Source organism: Pseudoalteromonas carrageenovora IAM 12662, from assembly GCF_900239935.1.
Classification (GTDB): domain Bacteria; phylum Pseudomonadota; class Gammaproteobacteria; order Enterobacterales; family Alteromonadaceae; genus Pseudoalteromonas; species Pseudoalteromonas carrageenovora.
On the sequence record NZ_LT965928.1, the window covers coordinates 3,178,779 to 3,195,900 of the forward strand.

Below are 17,122 nucleotides of genomic sequence, written 5' to 3' on the forward strand. Positions count from 1 at the left end.
GGCTCATTATGCTGGATATTGTTTTATACCAACCTGAAATTCCACCTAATACAGGTAATATTATTCGCCTATGTGCAAATACAGGCTATGCGCTGCATTTAATTGAGCCTTTAGGGTTTGAGTGGGACGACAAGCGTGTAAAACGTGCAGGCCTTGATTACCACGAATTTAGCCACGTACAGCGTCATGCATCATTTGAAGCCTACCTAGAAAAGTGCAAGCCAAAAAAAGTGTATGCATGTACAACTAAAGGCAGCCAGTTTCATCATGAAGCTAGCTACGAAGCGGGAGATTGTTTAGTCTTTGGCCCTGAAACACGTGGCCTGCCTGATGAAATGATTCAAGCATTGCCAAACGATCAACGCGTACGCATTCCGATGCAGCCAAACAGCCGCAGCATGAACTTATCTAACGCGGTCGCCGTATTTGTGTATGAATCTTGGCGCCAGTTGGGCTTTCCTAACGCGCAATAAACACCTTGTACCAAACAACAAAAAACCGACATAACGTCGGTTTTTTAGTTTAAGTATACTTTGTATAGATTTATTCAGAACGCTGCTCTCGGCCTAATAGCGCCATTGCGGCTTCTTTCATGTCTTTATTTTCATAAAGTACTTTATAAATTTGCTCAGTGATTGGCATTTCTACGCCAGCACGCTGCGCTAATAAATACACTTCTTTGGTATTTCTAAAGCCTTCGACTACTTGGCCAATAGACTCAATTGCTGCCTCTACACTTTCACCTTTACCAAGTGCTAAACCAAATCGACGGTTACGTGATTGATTATCTGTACAGGTTAAGATTAAATCGCCAAGGCCTGCCATACCCATAAAGGTTTCTGGCTTTGCACCTAGAGCGCAACCTAAGCGAGTTAACTCTGCAAGCCCACGAGTAATAAGCGCGGTTCGCGCATTTGCACCAAAGCCCACACCGTCCGAAATACCGGCACCAATAGCAATGACATTTTTAACCGCACCACCTAGCTGTATACCAATAAAGTCGTCATTGTTATACACACGAAATGAGCGGCCACAATGAAGTAAATCAGCTAATTGCTGAGCAAACTCAGGCGACGTAGACGAAACAGAAATAGCGGTAGGTAAACCCATTGCCATTTCTTTAGCAAATGTAGGACCAGAAAGCACGGCAAGCGCAACTTCGTCACCTAACTCTTGTAAAGCTACTTCTTGCAGTAAGCGCCCTGTATTTGGCTCAAGGCCTTTAGTAGCCCACGCAATCTCAGCACCCTCTTGTAATGCAGGTTTAATTTGTTGAAGTGTGTCGCCAAATGCATGGCTTGGTACCACAACAAGTACAATTTTGCTGCTAGCAACGGCTTGATGTAAGTCGGCTTCAAGAGTAAGAGTGTCTGGGAAAGGAGCATCAGGTAAGTAACGTTGATTTTTCCGCTCAGCTGCAAGCGTGGCAACGTCGTCGCTATTTCTACCCCAAAGAGTCACGTTATGACCATTTCGGGCTAAGCAAATAGCAAGGGCGGTGCCGTAAGACCCCGCCCCTAATACAGTAACAGCTGTAGTTGCTGTACTCATAGATTATGCGTCTGCTGTAACCTGGTCTGTTTGCGCAGTACGTTGTTGCATGTATTGTGCAAACAATGCGTCAAAATTAACTGGCGCAAGGTTAAGCTGTGGGAAAGTACCACGATTAACTAAATTTGATACTGCTTCACGAGCATACGGGAATAACACGTTAGGACAAAATGCACCTAGCATGTGTGCAAGTTGCACTTCTTCAACTTCAGCAATAGTAAAAATACCTGCTTGTTGAATTTCACATAAAAACGCAGTTTCTTCGCCAATAGATGCGGTTACAGTTAACGCTAGAACAACTTCAAACACGCCTTCATCTAACTTGTTAGAGCGAGTATCTAGGTCTAGCTTAACTTCTGGCGTCCATTCTTTTTGAAAAATAGCTGGTGAGTTTGGCGTCTCAAACGATACATCTTTAGTGTAAATGCGTTGAATAGTAAATTGTGCGCCTTCTTGTGCAGCTGCTGCGTTTTGAGTTTCTTCGTTCATTGTTTTTCCTAACTTGTTCGTTATTATAATTTAAGTTTAAGCGTTTAGCTTAGCGTCAAGTTTACCTTGCGCTTCTATTGCCATCATGTCGTCGCAGCCACCGATATGTTCATTATTAATAAAAATTTGCGGTACTGTGCTTGCGCCGCCTGTTTTGGCGATCATTTCATCGCGAAGTTCAGGCTGTACACCAATATCAATATTTGTATATTCCACGCCTTTGCTATTTAAAAGCGAAAGAGCGCGCTGACAAAATGGACAATACGCTTTGGTGTATAAAACAACATTACTCATAATAAATCCTCTATCGGTCTAGCTAAACTGATTAGCGACCTGTTGTAGTTGGTAGGCTCGCTGATTGCCACGCACCCATACCGCTTGCCAATACATAAACCTCTTCAAAACCAGCTTTATGCATCGCAGTTGCAGTACCTTGGGCAGTCATACCTGTGGTACATACCAATATAATGGGTTTGCTCTTGTACTTTTCAAGGCTTGAAAAGTCAGATTGTTTCGCTTTTTCAGGGCTCAAGTGCACAGAGTTAGCAATATGGCCTGCCGAAAACTCTTTTTGAGCGCGAATATCAACAACTTTACCGTCTTCACGATTAATTAAAAGCGTAAGTTGTTGAGGGTTAATTTGACGGATTGCTGAAAATTTACTTTTAATCAAACCGCTTACAATAAGAAAAACAAGACCAACCCAAGCAAGGCTTAAAATGGGATGATTTGTAATAAACTCAATATATTGATCCATTCTACTTCCACTATGAAATTATGTTCTAAACCTAGGGCGTGTTGACCTTTGTGGATTGAAATTTGTTCAATCTAGGGGCGATTAAATCGCGGCGCGAGGTTTGTAACCTAGTGGGCTAAGTAAAAACCGAGCAACAAAGAGGTAATAGTCCCTAGAAAAACCCAACGGGCAGCGCATGTTCGGGACTTATGCTACGTTATCGCCTATTTATGGGGAGTAACCACACTTCATAGGCTCTGCCTTGCCTAAAAACCAAACATACTGCTGCAAATTCAGCCACCAAAGTGCAACACGCCCTAATATTTTAGGTATTTTGTACTTTAGCCCCGCAAGTATACCCAAACCAAGTTAAAATGCGAGTTTGACACAGTTTAAAAAACGATAAAGCACCCCATATATGAAAGTAAGTAAAAAATTTAATATCTTGTTTTCAGTGCTGATCCTATCGCTAAAACGCGGTATGCTAAAACGAACCAGATAACCCTTTCGGTACACAGTACCCATCAACAGGTGCTAATTTTCAGGAGCTATTATGACAGAGCATAAAAAACCACTGGTATTAATGATTTTAGACGGTTGGGGACACCGCGAAGATGAGCAAAGTAACGCTATTCTTGCAGCTAACACACCGGTATTAGACGAATTATGGGCAACCCGCCCACACACATTAATATCAGCTTCGGGTTTAGATGTTGGCCTTCCTGACGGGCAAATGGGCAATTCAGAGGTTGGCCACGTGAACTTAGGCGCCGGGCGAATCGTTTATCAAGATTTCACTCGCATTACCAAAGCAATTAACGATGGTGAGTTTGACTCAACACCCGCATTAGTTGAAAACATAGATAAAGCAGTAAACGCAGGTAAAGCGGTTCATATTATGGGCTTATTGAGCCCAGGTGGCGTACATAGCCATGAAGATCACATTGTTGCCAGTATCAAACTTGCAGCAAAACGTGGCGCTAAAGAAGTATATTTTCATGGCTTTTTAGATGGTCGTGATACACCACCGCGCAGCGCTAAAGCCTCAATAGAGCGCATCGAAGCGTTATTTGCAGAGCTAAAATGTGGCCGTTTAGCCTCACTTGTAGGGCGTTATTATGCAATGGACAGAGACAACCGCTGGAACCGAGTAGAAAAAGCATATGACGTAATGACCCTAGCAAAAGGTGATTTTAATTTTAATAACGGTGTAGACGCACTTAATGCCGCATACGAGCGCGACGAAAACGATGAATTTGTAGCCGCTACAACAATTACTCCAGCGGGTTTTGAGCCTGCGGCAATTAACGATGGCGATACTGTTATTTTTGCTAACTTTAGAGCCGACAGAGCCCGTGAAATAACTCGCGCATTTGTTGAGCCTGAATTTGACGGCTTCACCAAGAAAAAATCTCCAAAACTTAGCGCATTTGTAATGATGACAGAATACGCAGCCGATATTGATGCACCTGTTGCTTTTGGCTCGTCAGCACTTGTAAATGTGTTAGGAGAGTGGCTAGAAAAAAATGACAAAACGCAGCTACGTATTTCTGAAACAGAAAAATATGCACACGTTACGTTTTTCTTTAGTGGTGGGCGCGAAGACGAATTTAAAGGTGAAACACGCGAGTTAATTCCTTCACCACAGGTAGCAACTTACGATCTACAACCTGAAATGAATTCAGAAATGCTTACAGATAAACTCGTAGAAGCAATTAAAAGTGGAAAATACGACGCTATTATTTGTAACTACCCTAATGGCGACATGGTAGGTCACTCTGGCGTGTTTGAAGCTGCCGTTAAAGCCTGCGAAGCTGTAGATACGTGTATTGGTCGTGTTGTTGATGCATTAGAGGAGTTTGGTGGTGAAGCATTAATTACTGCCGATCATGGTAATGCAGAGCAAATGGCTAACCTTAAAACAGGTCAAGCCCATACAGCTCATACTAGCGAGCCAGTTCCATTTATTTACGTAGGTCGCGACGCTGAGCCTATGCAAGGTAAAGCACTAAGCGATGTAGCACCAACAATGCTTCATTTAATGGGTATGGAGCAGCCTAACGAAATGACTGGCACACCTATCATGATGTTGAAATAACATATGAATAGATGTATTAACCGGTTAATACAGTGCGGATTAATACTTACTTCATTAGTAACTGCTTATGCAGTTGCTAATGAAGATCGCACTAAAAAAGACTTATCAGAAGTACAAAATGCACTTCAGCAAAGCCAAGCTGAATATAACGCACAAAGAAAAAAAATAGCCTCATTACAAAAAAAACTGAAAAGCCATGAACTTGATATAGCTAAAAACGCAAAAGCACTCAACATGGCTGAACAATCTGTAAAAGAAACCAAAACACAGCAAAAGCAATTACAAAATAAAGCTGATGAACTCGACGAACAACATGCAGAATTTCAAAAGGTATTAGCCGCACAATTAAAAAGTGCTTATATGGCCGGTGGCGATGACTACTCTAAAATGTTGCTAAACCAAGAAGACACCGCTAAATTTGAGCGTACACTTAGTTATTATAATTATTTGAATAAAGCCCGTATTGAACAAATTGAAGAGCTAAAGCAGCTTCAACAGCAAATAGCACAAAACCAACAAGAGCTTGTTAAAACACAACAAAAATTAGAGCTTTTATATGAAGAACAAAAAAGACGTCAAACCGCATTAGTAAATGCTCAAAGCGAGCGACAAACCAATCTAAAAAACCTACAAGCCCAACTAACAGGTACAAAAAACTCTATTAACTATTTAAAAGAGAACCAGCAAACGCTGATCACAACGATTGAAGAGTTAGAGCAAGAAAAAAATCAAAAAATAGAGCTTATCGGGCTTAACAAGAGCAAAGGTAAATTACCTTGGCCAAGTAAGGGTAAATTAGAGCACACGTTTGGACAGCGCAAACATGGTGGTATTGATTGGAAAGGCGTACTAATTGGCGCAAAAGAAGGCACAAACGTAAATAGCATTCAAAACGGTCAAGTTGTGTTTGCTGATTGGTTAAAAGGTTTTGGCTGGGTGATTGTGGTTGACCATGGAGAAGGCTTTATGAGCCTATACGGCCATGCTCAAACGTTATTACGAGATGTTGGCGACATGGTTCGCGAAGGCGAAACACTTGCATTAGTAGGTCAAAGCGGCGGACAAGCAAGTTCTGGTCTATACTTTGAAATACGCCACAAAGGACGCGCAGTAAATCCTGTAAAATGGTGCAGACGCATTTAATTGAATAAACCGCTGCACCGCATTAGGAGCAGCTGATGACAACCAAAAAAAACGCATCAAATACAGTCATTAAAAAAAATACAGGCTTTTTTATAAGCCTGTGTTTGGTTATATTACTTACCTTATTAGCTTTTAATACACACGTATATGCAAGCTCTGTAAAAGAACTTAAAAGCCAACAAATAGATGAAATCCTCTTTAATATTCATGCCTACTACGTAGAAGATTTAGCATTACAAAATAGCGACCATATCAATTATAACAACAAACAATTTGAGCGTTTGTATTCAAAGCTCGACCCCTACTCTAAATATTTAGACGAGCATGAGCTTACGTCGTTATTTGATAATACAAACGGGCGTTACACAGGTATTGGGATTGAAGTTAAAAACGTTGATGAAAAAATGACTATTATTGACGTAGTTAATAACTCGCCGGCTAAAATAGCGGGAGTTTTACCTGGTGATAAAATAATAAGCGTAAATAATAACAGCGCGGATAATCGTACAATCGACGAAGTGGCAACACTCATACGCGAAAGTAAATTTGCAAATATAGATCTAACTGTAAAGCGCGATAACACTAAAGAGTTAATCACTTTTCATGTTGCTCGCCGTCAAATAAACCTTGAAAGCGCAACCAGCGAGCTTTTAGACTCTGGTACTGGCTATTTAGCTATTAATAACTTTTCTAATCATACTTTACATGAAGTGGCCTTGCAGGTTGCAGCTTTACAAAGCCATTTTGGCTACCCGCTTAAAGGTTTAGTAATTGATTTACGCGATAATCCAGGCGGTACATTAAAAAGCGCGGTAGCAGTATCTGACCTATTTTTACAAAGTGGGACTATTGTTACTACCAAAGGGCGCTTTTATGACGCTAACCAAGCCTTTTACGCTAAGCGAGGTGATATTTTAAAAGGTGCGCCTATTGTTGTACTTATTAATGAAAACTCAGCCTCAGCTGCCGAAATACTCGCGGCTGCACTTAAAGACAATAAAAGAGCAACAATTGTAGGCAGCCAGTCATTTGGTAAAGGTTCTGTCCAATCGTTAATCCCCCTAGGTGATGGCAACACAGCACTTAAACTCACTACAGCTAAATACTATACCCCCCTCGGCCAATCTATTGATGGCATAGGGATAACCCCTGATGTGGCGATTAATCAAACAAGTCTTTCACAAACTAATAAAGCCGTTATAATAAAAAATGAGCAAACTAACAGTAACGCGCAATTACTCACGGGTAACTTAGCCGATCAGCAATTAGTTAAAGCAAAACAATTACTCAGCATGCAATAAAGCAGCTTTATTTAAAGCAACCTACTGAGATTAAAAAAAGATAATAAAAACTATAAACGTGAAAATAATAAAATGGTTAATACTGTTTATTTGCTTAGCCTGCACAAGTGTTAGTGCCAAACAAATAGCAATAGTAATAGATGACATAGGTTATCATCAACGGGACTTAGAATTCCTTTCCTTACCAGGGCAATTGACGTATTCAATTTTGCCTCACACACCTTATTCTCAAATTTTTGCAACGCTTGCGAGCCAGTCAAATAAAGAACTGCTGTTACACGTTCCTATGCAGGCACTGAACGGCAAAGAGCTTGGCCCAGGCGCATTAACTTTAAATATGAATAAAGAACAATTACAACAAACTTTAGGAACTGCTCTAGCCAGCTTACCCCAAGTCAAAGGCGTTAATAATCACATGGGCTCAGCGCTCACACAAAAAAGCCAAGCCATGAAGTGGACTATGGAAGTACTAAAAAAGCGTCACTTATACTTTTTAGATAGTCGCACCACTGATTTAAGCCAAGCACAAAATGCTGCAAACTTTTTAGGTGTAGAGAATATTGGCCGTCACGTATTTTTAGACAACATAACAACGCCCGAGCAATTGCAATTTAGGCTCGATGAATTAAAACACAAAGCTGAAAAGCATAACTTTGCAATTGCAATTGCCCACCCCTACCCAGAAACAATTAAGTTTTTACGCCATGCTTTACCACAACTGACAGAGCAAGGGTTTGAGCTCGTGCCCGTTTCGCAATTAGTAGAAAGAAAATATATACAGTTAGCGCAAGCTGAGAATAAAGGAATAAGTGCTCGATAATATGCACTTTAATAATGCAGTCGTTCATATGCCAAGCAAAGAGCTAATTTATATAATCCTTTAATAACCTCTGTGCAGTGGCGCTGGCTAAATAAACTATCAGTTTACCTGCATTAAGAACATTTACAGGTATTCTCAATTACCTAGGTAAGTAGATTTAATTATCTAACTTTATCAGCGAGTAGTTTTAAACCTCCGCTATAAAGCAAAAAGCCCCACATTTTCATGCAGGGCTTCTAAATTTTACAGCTTGAGCAGTATTAGCTCATAGCGCTTTGCAGCTTTTTCATTGCTGTTTTTTCTAGCTGGCGAACACGCTCAGCCGATACGCTGTATTTTTCAGCAAGCTCTTGTAATGTTGCTTTGTCGTCAGATAACCAACGAGCACTTACAATGTCTTGAGAACGCTCATCTAGCGTTTTAAGTGCGCTAAATAAACGAGTATGAGACTGCTCTTGCCACTGCTGCTGCTCTACGTCATCAGCTAAATCGGCAGAACCATCTGTTAAATATTGTACTGGAGAGTAAGTACTTGTAGGCGCGTCATCATTATCGTCGCCTGTTAGGTCAAAGCCCATGTCTTGGCCGCTCATGCGCGATTCCATTTCACGTACTTCTTTTTCACTCACACCTAGCTCACTAGCAACAGTGCTAACCTCAGCTTGATTGAACCAACCTAAACGCTTTTTGTTTTTACGAAGATTAAAAAACAATTTACGTTGTGCCTTTGTGGTTGCAACTTTAACTATGCGCCAGTTTTTTAAAACAAACTCATGGATTTCGGCTTTAATCCAATGCACTGCGAACGACACTAAACGTACACCTACTGTAGGGTCAAAACGTTTAACCGCTTTCATCAGGCCTATATTACCTTCTTGAATAAGGTCAGCTTGTGGTAAGCCGTATCCCGAGTAGCTTTTAGCAATATGTGCTACAAAGCGTAAATGCGACATAATGAGTTGCTTAGCAGCGCCAAGATCGCCTTCTTCCTGAAGCTTTTTAGCAAGCTCTTGCTCTTGCTCAACTTTAAGCATAGGAATAGTGCTTACCGCTTGAAGGTAACCGTCCATGCTTGCGCTTTGTTGTCCGACTGTAAGTGCCATTGCGTATAAATCTTTACTCATTTTTCACCTCGGTGATAAACATTTGAAACCATCTTAGCACTCTTTCCCCAAGAGTGCTAACCCCAATTTAAAACTTTTTTAAAGTATAAATCAAGTAGTTTTTTGGTATGTATTTAGTCTACTACAAGCGACTGAATAAGTGATGAATTAAGGGTTTGCAAGCAATTAGCTCTGTCGCAACACGCTATTTACAACTCATTACTTTAAAGGAGGATAGTACACAAATATGACAGTTTTAATAAACTAAGGATGTATCCAACTTGATACTCTACGCGTATCAAGTTGAATTGGTTCACTTATACCTTATCGGGTTCTATTTCTTTAATATAGCGATTTACAGATAGGTACGAGCCAATAAAGCCCAAGCTCGTAGCAAGTAATACTAAAAAGCCGAGCTCGCTAAGCGATAACCCAATAAGCGAAAAACTTGTTTGATACACGCCTGCAACACTGCTTACTGCGCTCGAAAGCCACCACATCATTAACCCAACACATATAAAAGCAAATAAACCACCTATTACGCCGTACCATATACCTGTCCATAAAAATGGCGCATGTATAAATGTATTCGTTGCTCCTACAAGTTTCATTACTTGGATTTCTTCTTTTTTGTCCATAATAGACAACCGAATAGTATTACCAATTATAAGTGTCACAGAGGTAAGTAATAATAGTGCGATAGTTATTACACTTTCTTTAAGTAAATCAAGTAGTGCATTTAAGCGCTCTAACCATGCTATATCAAGCTTCCCAAAGTCAACTTCACGTTCACTCTCAAGCTTTGTCAAAAGTACCTTAGCGGCATTTGGCTGCCTGTTACGTTTTGTTGGCGTAACCAGTACCACGTCTGGTAGTGGGTTCTTGTCTAGGTATTCTAAAGCCTGACCAAATCCAGATACGTCTTTAAACTCAGTAAGTGCTTTTTGCTTTGAAATAAACTCAACGCTTTCAACCTCTGGATATAACGCTAAGCGCTTTACTAAAGTTTGCGTTTCTTGGGCACTCATACTTTCTTTTACAAATAATGAGATTTCGCTGGCTTCTTCAAAGCCGCTACTGACTTGCTGTACGTTTTTAACAACTAAGTAAAGTGTAGCTGGCAAAGTTAGGCTCAATCCAAGTACTGCAATGGTCATCATTGAAGCAAGTGGTGTACGCCACATTTCACCTAAACTATGTACGCCTTGGCGAAATATATTAAGTATAAAAAAATATCCACCCGCTAATATCGATTTTTGTTGCTTATCGTTACTATTTTGACGACCTTTAAAAAGTAAACTCATAATGCTCCCTCAGCAAGCGGATCTTCAAGCATACGACCGTCTTTTAAAGTTAGGCTTCGGTACTTCATACGCGCCACTAAACCAAGATCATGTGTGGCAATAAGCACTGTTGTACCGTGCTTATTAAAGTCTTCAAACAACTTTAATATTTCCATTGAAAGTTCAGGGTCGAGGTTACCAGTAGGTTCATCAGCTAATAATATTGGCGGGGAGTTTACAATGGCTCTGGCAATACCTACTCGCTGCTGTTCACCACCAGAGAGCATAGAAGGATGACATTTTATTTTATCTATCAAGCCCACTTTATCAAGCGCGCCATGCACTCGTTTTGCTATTTGCTTATGGTGAGTGCCCTCAATAATTAAAGGTAATGCTACATTATCAAAAACGGTATAGCGCTCTAACAAACGGTGGTTTTGAAAAATAATACCAATATCACGACGAGCATAAGGAATTTGACGCGAGTTAACTTTATTTAAATCAACTCCATTAATAAACACGTTACCTGCAGATGGACGCTCCATTAAACTAATTAGCTTAAGTAACGTACTTTTACCGGCGCCACTGTGGCCCGTTAAAAAAGCGAGTTCGCCAGGCTTAATATGAAAATTAACCTTTTCAAGTGCACGATGCCCACCAGGGTAAGTTTTACTTACTTGCTGAAAATTTATCATCTTTTTATTATGCCAACGCCATTAGCTTATTAATAACGCTGGTAATCCTCGCAATTAAAAAGGGAGCAAGCTCCCTCTTTTGGTAAATTAAACGTCGTCCTCATCTTGGCTAAATAACGCATCAATAAAGTCATCGCTTTTAAAAGCGCGTAAATCATCAATACCTTCACCAACACCAATGTAACGAATTGGAATATTAAACTTATCGGCAACCGCAAAAATAACACCGCCTTTTGCAGTACCATCAAGTTTTGAAAGTGTAATACCAGTTAAACCAACACATTGATTAAATAAGTTTACTTGGCTAATAGCGTTTTGACCTGTACCAGCATCAATAGTAAGCATTACTTCATGAGGTGCATCTGGGTCAATTTTTTTCATTACACGGGCTATTTTTTCAAGCTCTTGCATTAAATTATCTTTATTTTGCAAGCGCCCAGCTGTATCGGCAATTAATACATCAACATTACGTGCTTTCGCGGCTTGAAATGCATCAAATACTACCGACGCGCTATCTGCACCTGTGTGCTGTGCAATAACCGGAATACTGTTCCGCTCACCCCAAACTTGTAATTGTTCTACAGCTGCGGCTCTAAACGTATCTCCCGCGGCAAGCATGACCGACTTACCTTCGTTTTGAAATTGCTTAGCTAACTTACCAATCGTGGTTGTTTTACCAACTCCGTTCACACCTACCATTAAAATAACAAACGGCTTTTTATCTTTATTAATAACCAAAGGCTGCTCAGCAGTTTTTAGCATCGCTGCCATTTCTTGCTTCATTAGCTCATATAGGGCATCACCATCTTTAAGCTGCTTTCGGTTTGCTGCATCAGTTAAGCTATCGATTAACTTCATGGTGGTATCAACACCTAGATCAGCGGTGAGCAGCTGTGTTTCAAGATCTTCAAATAACTCATCATCAATTTTTTTACCACTAAAAATAGAAGCAAAGCCAGAACCTATATTTACACGAGTTTTTAATAAGCCCTTTTTAAGACGAGAGAAAAACCCTTCTTTTTTTGGTTTTTCTTCTTGTTTTGCTTCATCTACAGCAAGTTCAGCAGTAAGGCGCTCTTGCTCTAAACGTTCATTTTCAGCCTCTTCAGCTACAAGTCGTTCTTGCTCTAAACGTTCATTATCGGCTTTTTCAGCGGCAATTCGTTCTTGCTCTAAACGCTCATTCTCGGCTTCTTCAGCGGCAATTCGTTCTTGCTCTAAACGTTCATTCTCGGCTTCTTCAGCGGCAAGTCGCTCTTGCTCTAAACGTTCACTCTCGGCTTTTTCAGCGGCAATGCGTTCTTGCTCTAAACGCTCATTCTCGGCTTCTTCAGCAGCAATGCGCTCTTGCTCTAAACGCTCATTCTGTGCTTTTTCAGCGGCAATGCGTTCTTGCTCTAGACGCTCATTCTCAAATTTTTCAGCGGCAATGCGTTCTTGCTCTAAACGCTCATTCTCAACTTTTTCAGCGGCTATGCGTTCTTGCTCTAAGCGTTCATTCTCAACTTTTTCTGCGGCTATACGTTCTTGCTCTAAACGCATTTGAGCTTCTTGCTCAGCTAGGCGCTGCTCTCGTTCCTGTCGTTGTATTTCAGCATCAGCCTGCTCTTTTGCAAGCAATTGTGCATTTGCTTTATCTATTGCAAGCTTTTCTGCATTTGCAGCTTCTTGCTCTTGGAGACGAACTCGTTCTAATCGCTCCGACTCTGCTTTGTCAGCTGCAATGCGCTCCTGTTCTAAGCGCATTTGTGTTTCTTGCTCAGCTAGCCGTTTAGCTTGTTCTTGCTTTTGCGCTGCTGCATCTGCATCTTGCTTTGCTAATAATTCGGCATTAGCTTGCTCTATAGCTCGTTTTTCGGCTTGTTCTGTTTCATATATGCGTTCTTTCTCAAGCTTTTGCGCTTGCTCTTGAGCTAGCTTTTCTTGAGCTAAACGTTCAACTTCAGCCTGCTCACTAGCTATACGCTCTTGCTCTAAACGCTTAGTCTCTGCTTCTGCTTGTAAACGCTCAGCCTCGGCCTGCTCTGCAGCTATACGTTCTTGCTCAGCTTTTTCGGCTTGCTCTTGCGCTAATGCTTGTTGTTTATCAGCTTCTGCTTTTTGCTCTGCTTCTTTTTTATCTGACTTGCCAAAACCGAGCCACGACATGAATTTACTTTTTTTTGCCATACTTGCTAATAACCACTTATAAAAATCTGATAAACTAAAATTTGAAATAGCTTGGCGATGCCTAGCAATCGATGCTAGTAAAACAACCATTCAAAACGTAAGTGTTCAATAGTAACACTTTTAATACGGTTGAAAAATGAAGCTACACGTAATCTGCTGCAATATTATCTGAGCTAGATACCATATACCATTTTTTAGTGAGCTAAATGAGAAATAAAACGACACAAAATAAAGCTATTAGCAAATCCAGCGATGGTTTTATTAGAGTTATAAGCGGCCAATTTAGAGGCCGTAAATTGCCAGTAAAAAACGTAGAAGGTTTACGCCCGACCACCGATAGAATTAAAGAAACGGTGTTTAACTGGTTAATGCAAGATACCCGCGACGCTCATGTACTTGATTGTTTTGCGGGTTCTGGCGGGCTCGGTTTTGAAGCGCTCTCTCGTTTTGCAAAAAGCACCATATTTATTGAGTTAGATAAATTTGCGGCCAAACAATTAGAACTAAATATCAGCACCTTAAAGCTTGAAAATGCACAGGTAAAACACACTAATTCTTTGAGTTATTTAGAACAGAAAAATACAAATGAAACATTTAATTTAGTATTTGTTGACCCGCCATTTCGCAAAGATTTAGCACAAACAACATGCGATTTATTAGAAAAAAACCAATGGCTAAGCAGCGAAGCACTCATTTATGTGGAAGTAGAAACCGAGTTAAGCACGTTTCAAAAACCCGATAACTGGCTGTTAATAAAAGAAAAAAAGGCGGGACAAGTGTTCTGCAGGCTATATCAACGTCAATCAAATTAATACTATTTTAGATGATGCGTTTCTGTTAATATTATCCTTTACATGTGGTGTTGCTTCGGATTACAATACCGCACCATTTTTGAACCACTTGATCAATGTTTGATCAACTTGAGCAACGCTCATAATTTAGGTAGGTGAATTTTTAATGCCAGTAATTAAAGTAAGAGAGAACGAACCGTTTGACGTAGCACTTCGTCGCTTCAAGCGTTCATGTGAAAAAGCAGGTATCCTTTCAGAAGTTCGTCGTCGCGAGCACTATGAAAAGCCAACAGCTGAGCGTAAGCGTAAAAAAGCTGCTGCAGTTAAACGTCACATGAAAAAACTTTCTCGTGATAACGCACGTCGCGTTAAATTATACTAATATATTAGGTCTTGTATAAATGAGCCTTTTAATAACGCTAAAAGATGCGCAAAAAGATGCGATGCGAGCTAAAGACAAACAACGTCTTAACCCTATTCGTATGGTACTTGCTGCAATCAAGCAACGTGAAATTGACGAGCAAATTACACTAGACGACGCGGGTATTACCTCAGTTATAGTGAAGCTTGTTAAACAACGTCGTGACTCTTACACTCAGTACAAAGATGCTGGGCGTGATGATTTAGCTGATATTGAAGCCAATGAAATAGTAGCACTTGAAACTTTTTTACCTCAACAATTGAGTGAAGAAGAAATAATTGCTCTCATTGATGCGGCTATTGCTGATACTAACGCAGCAGGTATGCAAGACATGGGTAAAGTAATGGGTATAATCAAAAGCAAAGCTGAAGGTCGCGCCGATATGGGCAAAATCTCTGGTTTAATTAAGCAACGATTAACTGCCTAATATACGCCCACATACATTAAAGTATGATTGAAGCAAACCGAGCCTAGCGCTCGGTTTCTTTGTTTTTAGCTTTAATTAACCTAACAACAAGCTAATTAGATACGCTTACATGCTTCAATTTAACTATTGAAATTTATGTGTACTGCCCTATTTATTTACAGTATGTTTTGGTAAGTTAAATAGGCTTTATTTGGCACTAAACGTACATTTCGTTTTCGTTATTCTTCTTATTATCTCAGGACCTTATTTTACTAATGGCTGGAAAGATCCCACGTAATTTTATAGACGATTTACTTGCCAGAACCGACATTGTCGAACTCATCGACTCTAAAGTTGGCCTTAAAAAAGCCGGTAAAGATTACCAAGCCTGCTGTCCATTTCATAACGAAAAATCGCCCTCATTTACCGTATCGCAAGACAAGCAGTTTTATCATTGTTTTGGCTGTGGTGCGAATGGCAATGCAATATCGTTTGTTATGGAATACGACAAACTAGAGTTTGTTGATGCCATTGAAGAACTTGCCAGTTTATTAAACTTAGATGTACCACGAGAACAAGGCAGCAACTCAGCTCCAGAGCGCACAGCAGCCCAAAAACGCTCAGACTACGATTTAATGCTGCACACTGCGCGCTTTTATCAACACCAATTAAAGCACCATAGTAACTCAGCAGCTGTAATTGAGTATGTTAAAGGACGTGGTTTAAGCGGTGAAACTGTTAAAAAGTTTATGATTGGTTACGCCCCAAGTGAGTGGGATGGATTATGTTTACAGCTTGGCCGTAACAAAGAACAAAAAGAGCAATTAGTAGAGCTAAAGCTTGCCTCTGAAAAAACACCTGGTAGACAGTTTGATTTTTTCCGCGACCGCTTAATGTTTCCTATACGCGATAAACGTGGGCGCGTTATTGCCTTTGGCGGACGTGTAATGCAAGCCGACCAAGGCCCAAAATACTTAAACTCGCCAGAGACCCGAATTTTTCATAAAGGCTTTGAGCTGTACGGGCTATATGAAGCAAAGCAAGCTCATAAAAAACTTGACCATGTAATGATTGTAGAAGGTTATATGGATGTAGTCGCGCTTGCCGAGCAAGGAATTGAATATGCTGTTGCCGCACTAGGCACCGCAACTACAAGCGAGCACATGCACACTTTGTTTAGAACCACAGACAAGGTAATTTGTTGTTATGATGGCGACAGAGCAGGCCGTGATGCTGCATGGCGAGCTCTTGAAAACGCACTTCCCTATTTAAACGACGGTAAAGCATTACAGTTTGCATTTTTACCTGACGGTGAAGACCCTGACTCGCTAGTACAAAAAGAGGGGAAAGAGCAATTTGAACAACGCCTTAGTCAAGCAGATGACTTTACCAAGGTACTGTTTAATAAACTTAGCCAAGAAGTTGATTTAACGCTCGACTCAGGTAAAGCTAAATTACTAAGTACTGCGCTGCCTCTTATTGAAAAAATTCCGAGTGAATTTTATCAAGAAAATATTTTGGAACAATTAGGGCGCTTGATTGGTCGAACTCGAGAGCAGCTTAATAGCCGCTTAAAAACACCAAAGCAGCAACACTCTATTGAACGAAAATTTAAAATAACGCCTATGCGCCAAGCAATTGGTATATTAATTCAGCACCCTGATTTAGCCAAAAGTGTGCCGTACTTACCCGAGCTTGCGCAAATGAATATTGCTGGCATTGGTTTGTTATTACGATTGCAAGAGCAAGCTTTACAAAAAGAGGAAGTAACTACAGCTCAGTTATTAGAGTTCTTTAGAGATACAGATGATTACGAGCCATTAATTAAGCTTGCAACATGGCAACATCAAATAAATGAAGAGCGTTTAGAGACTGTTTTTAAAAATACTTTTAAATTTATTGAAGATCAGTGTTTAAATTATCGACTCGAGACCCTATTAATAAAGGACAAGACACAAGGTCTTAATAGCGACGAAAGACTTGAATGTCATTTGCTAATGACAGCGTTAAAAGCCACTAACAGCTAGTCAGATTTGATTTAAACTGTTATACTGTGCTATTCACTGCGTCACATTATTCTAGTTGGCTTTAATGCAAACTACATGATGGCGCCTGT

General features: G+C 40.3%; 17 protein-coding genes. 9 read left to right on the forward strand and 8 right to left on the reverse strand.

Going from position 1 to position 17,122, the window contains the following annotated elements; all coding sequences use genetic code 11:
* Positions 1–8 precede the first annotated feature (8 nt).
* On the forward strand, positions 9–473 hold the full coding sequence (gene trmL, locus ALFOR1_RS14435; protein ID WP_104643371.1) for a tRNA (uridine(34)/cytosine(34)/5-carboxymethylaminomethyluridine(34)-2'-O)-methyltransferase TrmL: 465 nt from the start codon (positions 9–11) through the stop codon (positions 471–473).
* Between the two features lie 70 nt (positions 474–543).
* Here the strand turns inward: trmL and gpsA are convergent, their stop codons facing one another.
* Genes gpsA through ALFOR1_RS14455 form a run of 4 tightly spaced genes read right to left on the reverse strand, consistent with a single transcriptional unit; the run spans position 544 to position 2,797 of the window.
* Entirely contained in the window at positions 544–1,551 is a 1,008-nt protein-coding gene (gene gpsA, locus ALFOR1_RS14440) for an NAD(P)H-dependent glycerol-3-phosphate dehydrogenase (protein WP_104643372.1), read from the reverse strand.
* A 3-nt stretch (positions 1,552–1,554) separates the two neighbouring features.
* Positions 1,555–2,040, reverse strand: a complete 486-nt coding sequence (secB, locus tag ALFOR1_RS14445; RefSeq protein WP_058549391.1) for a protein-export chaperone SecB — start codon at positions 2,038–2,040, stop codon at positions 1,555–1,557.
* Positions 2,041–2,076: 36 nt separating this feature from the next.
* Positions 2,077–2,334 (reverse strand): glutaredoxin 3, encoded by a 258-nt coding sequence (grxC, locus tag ALFOR1_RS14450; protein WP_104643373.1) that lies wholly within the window; start codon positions 2,332–2,334, stop codon positions 2,077–2,079.
* Between the two features lie 31 nt (positions 2,335–2,365).
* A complete protein-coding gene (locus ALFOR1_RS14455; protein ID WP_058549389.1) occupies positions 2,366–2,797 on the reverse strand; it encodes a rhodanese-like domain-containing protein in 432 nt (143 codons plus the stop codon).
* 532 nt (positions 2,798–3,329) lie between these two features.
* Between ALFOR1_RS14455 and gpmM the strand changes: the two genes are divergently transcribed.
* From gpmM to ALFOR1_RS14475, 4 genes are read left to right on the forward strand one after another with little or no spacing between them, the layout of a single operon-like run.
* Positions 3,330–4,874, forward strand: a complete 1,545-nt coding sequence (gene gpmM, locus ALFOR1_RS14460) for a 2,3-bisphosphoglycerate-independent phosphoglycerate mutase (protein WP_104643374.1) — start codon at positions 3,330–3,332, stop codon at positions 4,872–4,874.
* A 3-nt stretch (positions 4,875–4,877) separates the two neighbouring features.
* Entirely contained in the window at positions 4,878–6,017 is a 1,140-nt protein-coding gene (locus tag ALFOR1_RS14465; RefSeq protein ID WP_104643375.1) for a murein hydrolase activator EnvC family protein, read from the forward strand.
* Positions 6,018–6,052: 35 nt separating this feature from the next.
* Positions 6,053–7,318 carry a S41 family peptidase gene (locus ALFOR1_RS14470; RefSeq protein ID WP_104643376.1) on the forward strand — a complete coding sequence of 422 codons (1,266 nt, stop codon included), beginning with the start codon at positions 6,053–6,055 and terminating at the stop codon, positions 7,316–7,318.
* Positions 7,319–7,376: 58 nt separating this feature from the next.
* Positions 7,377–8,138: a divergent polysaccharide deacetylase family protein gene (locus tag ALFOR1_RS14475; RefSeq protein WP_104643377.1), complete on the forward strand. Its 762-nt coding sequence runs from the start codon at positions 7,377–7,379 to the stop codon at positions 8,136–8,138.
* Positions 8,139–8,398: 260 nt separating this feature from the next.
* Here ALFOR1_RS14475 and rpoH read toward each other — a convergent pair whose 3' ends face one another.
* The 4 genes from rpoH to ftsY all read right to left on the reverse strand — a co-directional run bounded on the left by rpoH (position 8,399) and on the right by ftsY (position 13,388).
* Positions 8,399–9,262, reverse strand: coding sequence for an RNA polymerase sigma factor RpoH (gene rpoH, locus ALFOR1_RS14480; RefSeq protein WP_058549384.1), 864 nt, complete (start codon positions 9,260–9,262; stop codon positions 8,399–8,401).
* A gap of 296 nt (positions 9,263–9,558) precedes the next feature.
* A complete protein-coding gene (ftsX, locus tag ALFOR1_RS14485; protein ID WP_104643378.1) occupies positions 9,559–10,545 on the reverse strand; it encodes a permease-like cell division protein FtsX in 987 nt (328 codons plus the stop codon).
* Complete coding sequence (gene ftsE, locus ALFOR1_RS14490; RefSeq protein ID WP_058549382.1) at positions 10,542–11,219, reverse strand: cell division ATP-binding protein FtsE; 678 nt, start codon at positions 11,217–11,219, stop codon at positions 10,542–10,544. The genes ftsX and ftsE overlap by 4 nt, the downstream gene beginning before the upstream one ends.
* 87 nt (positions 11,220–11,306) lie before the next feature.
* Positions 11,307–13,388, reverse strand: coding sequence for a signal recognition particle-docking protein FtsY (gene ftsY / locus ALFOR1_RS14495; protein WP_104643680.1), 2,082 nt, complete (start codon positions 13,386–13,388; stop codon positions 11,307–11,309).
* A gap of 206 nt (positions 13,389–13,594) precedes the next feature.
* Between ftsY and rsmD the strand changes: the two genes are divergently transcribed.
* The 4 genes from rsmD to dnaG all read left to right on the forward strand — a co-directional run bounded on the left by rsmD (position 13,595) and on the right by dnaG (position 17,033).
* Complete coding sequence (gene rsmD / locus ALFOR1_RS14500) at positions 13,595–14,200, forward strand: 16S rRNA (guanine(966)-N(2))-methyltransferase RsmD (RefSeq protein ID WP_104643379.1); 606 nt, start codon at positions 13,595–13,597, stop codon at positions 14,198–14,200.
* Between the two features lie 145 nt (positions 14,201–14,345).
* On the forward strand, positions 14,346–14,561 hold the full coding sequence (rpsU, locus tag ALFOR1_RS14505; RefSeq protein WP_002957797.1) for a 30S ribosomal protein S21: 216 nt from the start codon (positions 14,346–14,348) through the stop codon (positions 14,559–14,561).
* Between the two features lie 19 nt (positions 14,562–14,580).
* The gene (locus tag ALFOR1_RS14510) at positions 14,581–15,027 is read left to right on the forward strand and encodes a GatB/YqeY domain-containing protein (RefSeq protein WP_007376027.1); all 447 of its coding nucleotides are present in this window, start codon (positions 14,581–14,583) and stop codon (positions 15,025–15,027) included.
* A gap of 254 nt (positions 15,028–15,281) precedes the next feature.
* Positions 15,282–17,033, forward strand: a complete 1,752-nt coding sequence (gene dnaG, locus ALFOR1_RS14515; RefSeq protein WP_104643380.1) for a DNA primase — start codon at positions 15,282–15,284, stop codon at positions 17,031–17,033.
* Positions 17,034–17,122: the final 89 nt, after the last annotated feature.

Excerpts from the sequence above, each read along its gene's own strand:
- trmL (WP_104643371.1), top strand. The coding sequence starts at position 9 with ATGCTGGATATTGTTTTATACCAACCTGAAATTCCACCTAATACAGGT.
- gpsA (WP_104643372.1), bottom strand. The coding sequence starts at position 1,551 with ATGAGTACAGCAACTACAGCTGTTACTGTATTAGGGGCGGGGTCTTAC.
- secB (WP_058549391.1), bottom strand. The coding sequence starts at position 2,040 with ATGAACGAAGAAACTCAAAACGCAGCAGCTGCACAAGAAGGCGCACAA.
- grxC (WP_104643373.1), bottom strand. The coding sequence starts at position 2,334 with ATGAGTAATGTTGTTTTATACACCAAAGCGTATTGTCCATTTTGTCAG.
- ALFOR1_RS14455 (WP_058549389.1), bottom strand. The coding sequence starts at position 2,797 with ATGGATCAATATATTGAGTTTATTACAAATCATCCCATTTTAAGCCTT.
- gpmM (WP_104643374.1), top strand. The coding sequence starts at position 3,330 with ATGACAGAGCATAAAAAACCACTGGTATTAATGATTTTAGACGGTTGG.
- ALFOR1_RS14465 (WP_104643375.1), top strand. The coding sequence starts at position 4,878 with ATGAATAGATGTATTAACCGGTTAATACAGTGCGGATTAATACTTACT.
- ALFOR1_RS14470 (WP_104643376.1), top strand. The coding sequence starts at position 6,053 with ATGACAACCAAAAAAAACGCATCAAATACAGTCATTAAAAAAAATACA.
- rpoH (WP_058549384.1), bottom strand. The coding sequence starts at position 9,262 with ATGAGTAAAGATTTATACGCAATGGCACTTACAGTCGGACAACAAAGC.
- ftsX (WP_104643378.1), bottom strand. The coding sequence starts at position 10,545 with ATGAGTTTACTTTTTAAAGGTCGTCAAAATAGTAACGATAAGCAACAA.
- ftsE (WP_058549382.1), bottom strand. The coding sequence starts at position 11,219 with ATGATAAATTTTCAGCAAGTAAGTAAAACTTACCCTGGTGGGCATCGT.
- ftsY (WP_104643680.1), bottom strand. The coding sequence starts at position 13,388 with ATGGCAAAAAAAAGTAAATTCATGTCGTGGCTCGGTTTTGGCAAGTCA.
- rsmD (WP_104643379.1), top strand. The coding sequence starts at position 13,595 with ATGAGAAATAAAACGACACAAAATAAAGCTATTAGCAAATCCAGCGAT.
- rpsU (WP_002957797.1), top strand. The coding sequence starts at position 14,346 with ATGCCAGTAATTAAAGTAAGAGAGAACGAACCGTTTGACGTAGCACTT.
- ALFOR1_RS14510 (WP_007376027.1), top strand. The coding sequence starts at position 14,581 with ATGAGCCTTTTAATAACGCTAAAAGATGCGCAAAAAGATGCGATGCGA.
- dnaG (WP_104643380.1), top strand. The coding sequence starts at position 15,282 with ATGGCTGGAAAGATCCCACGTAATTTTATAGACGATTTACTTGCCAGA.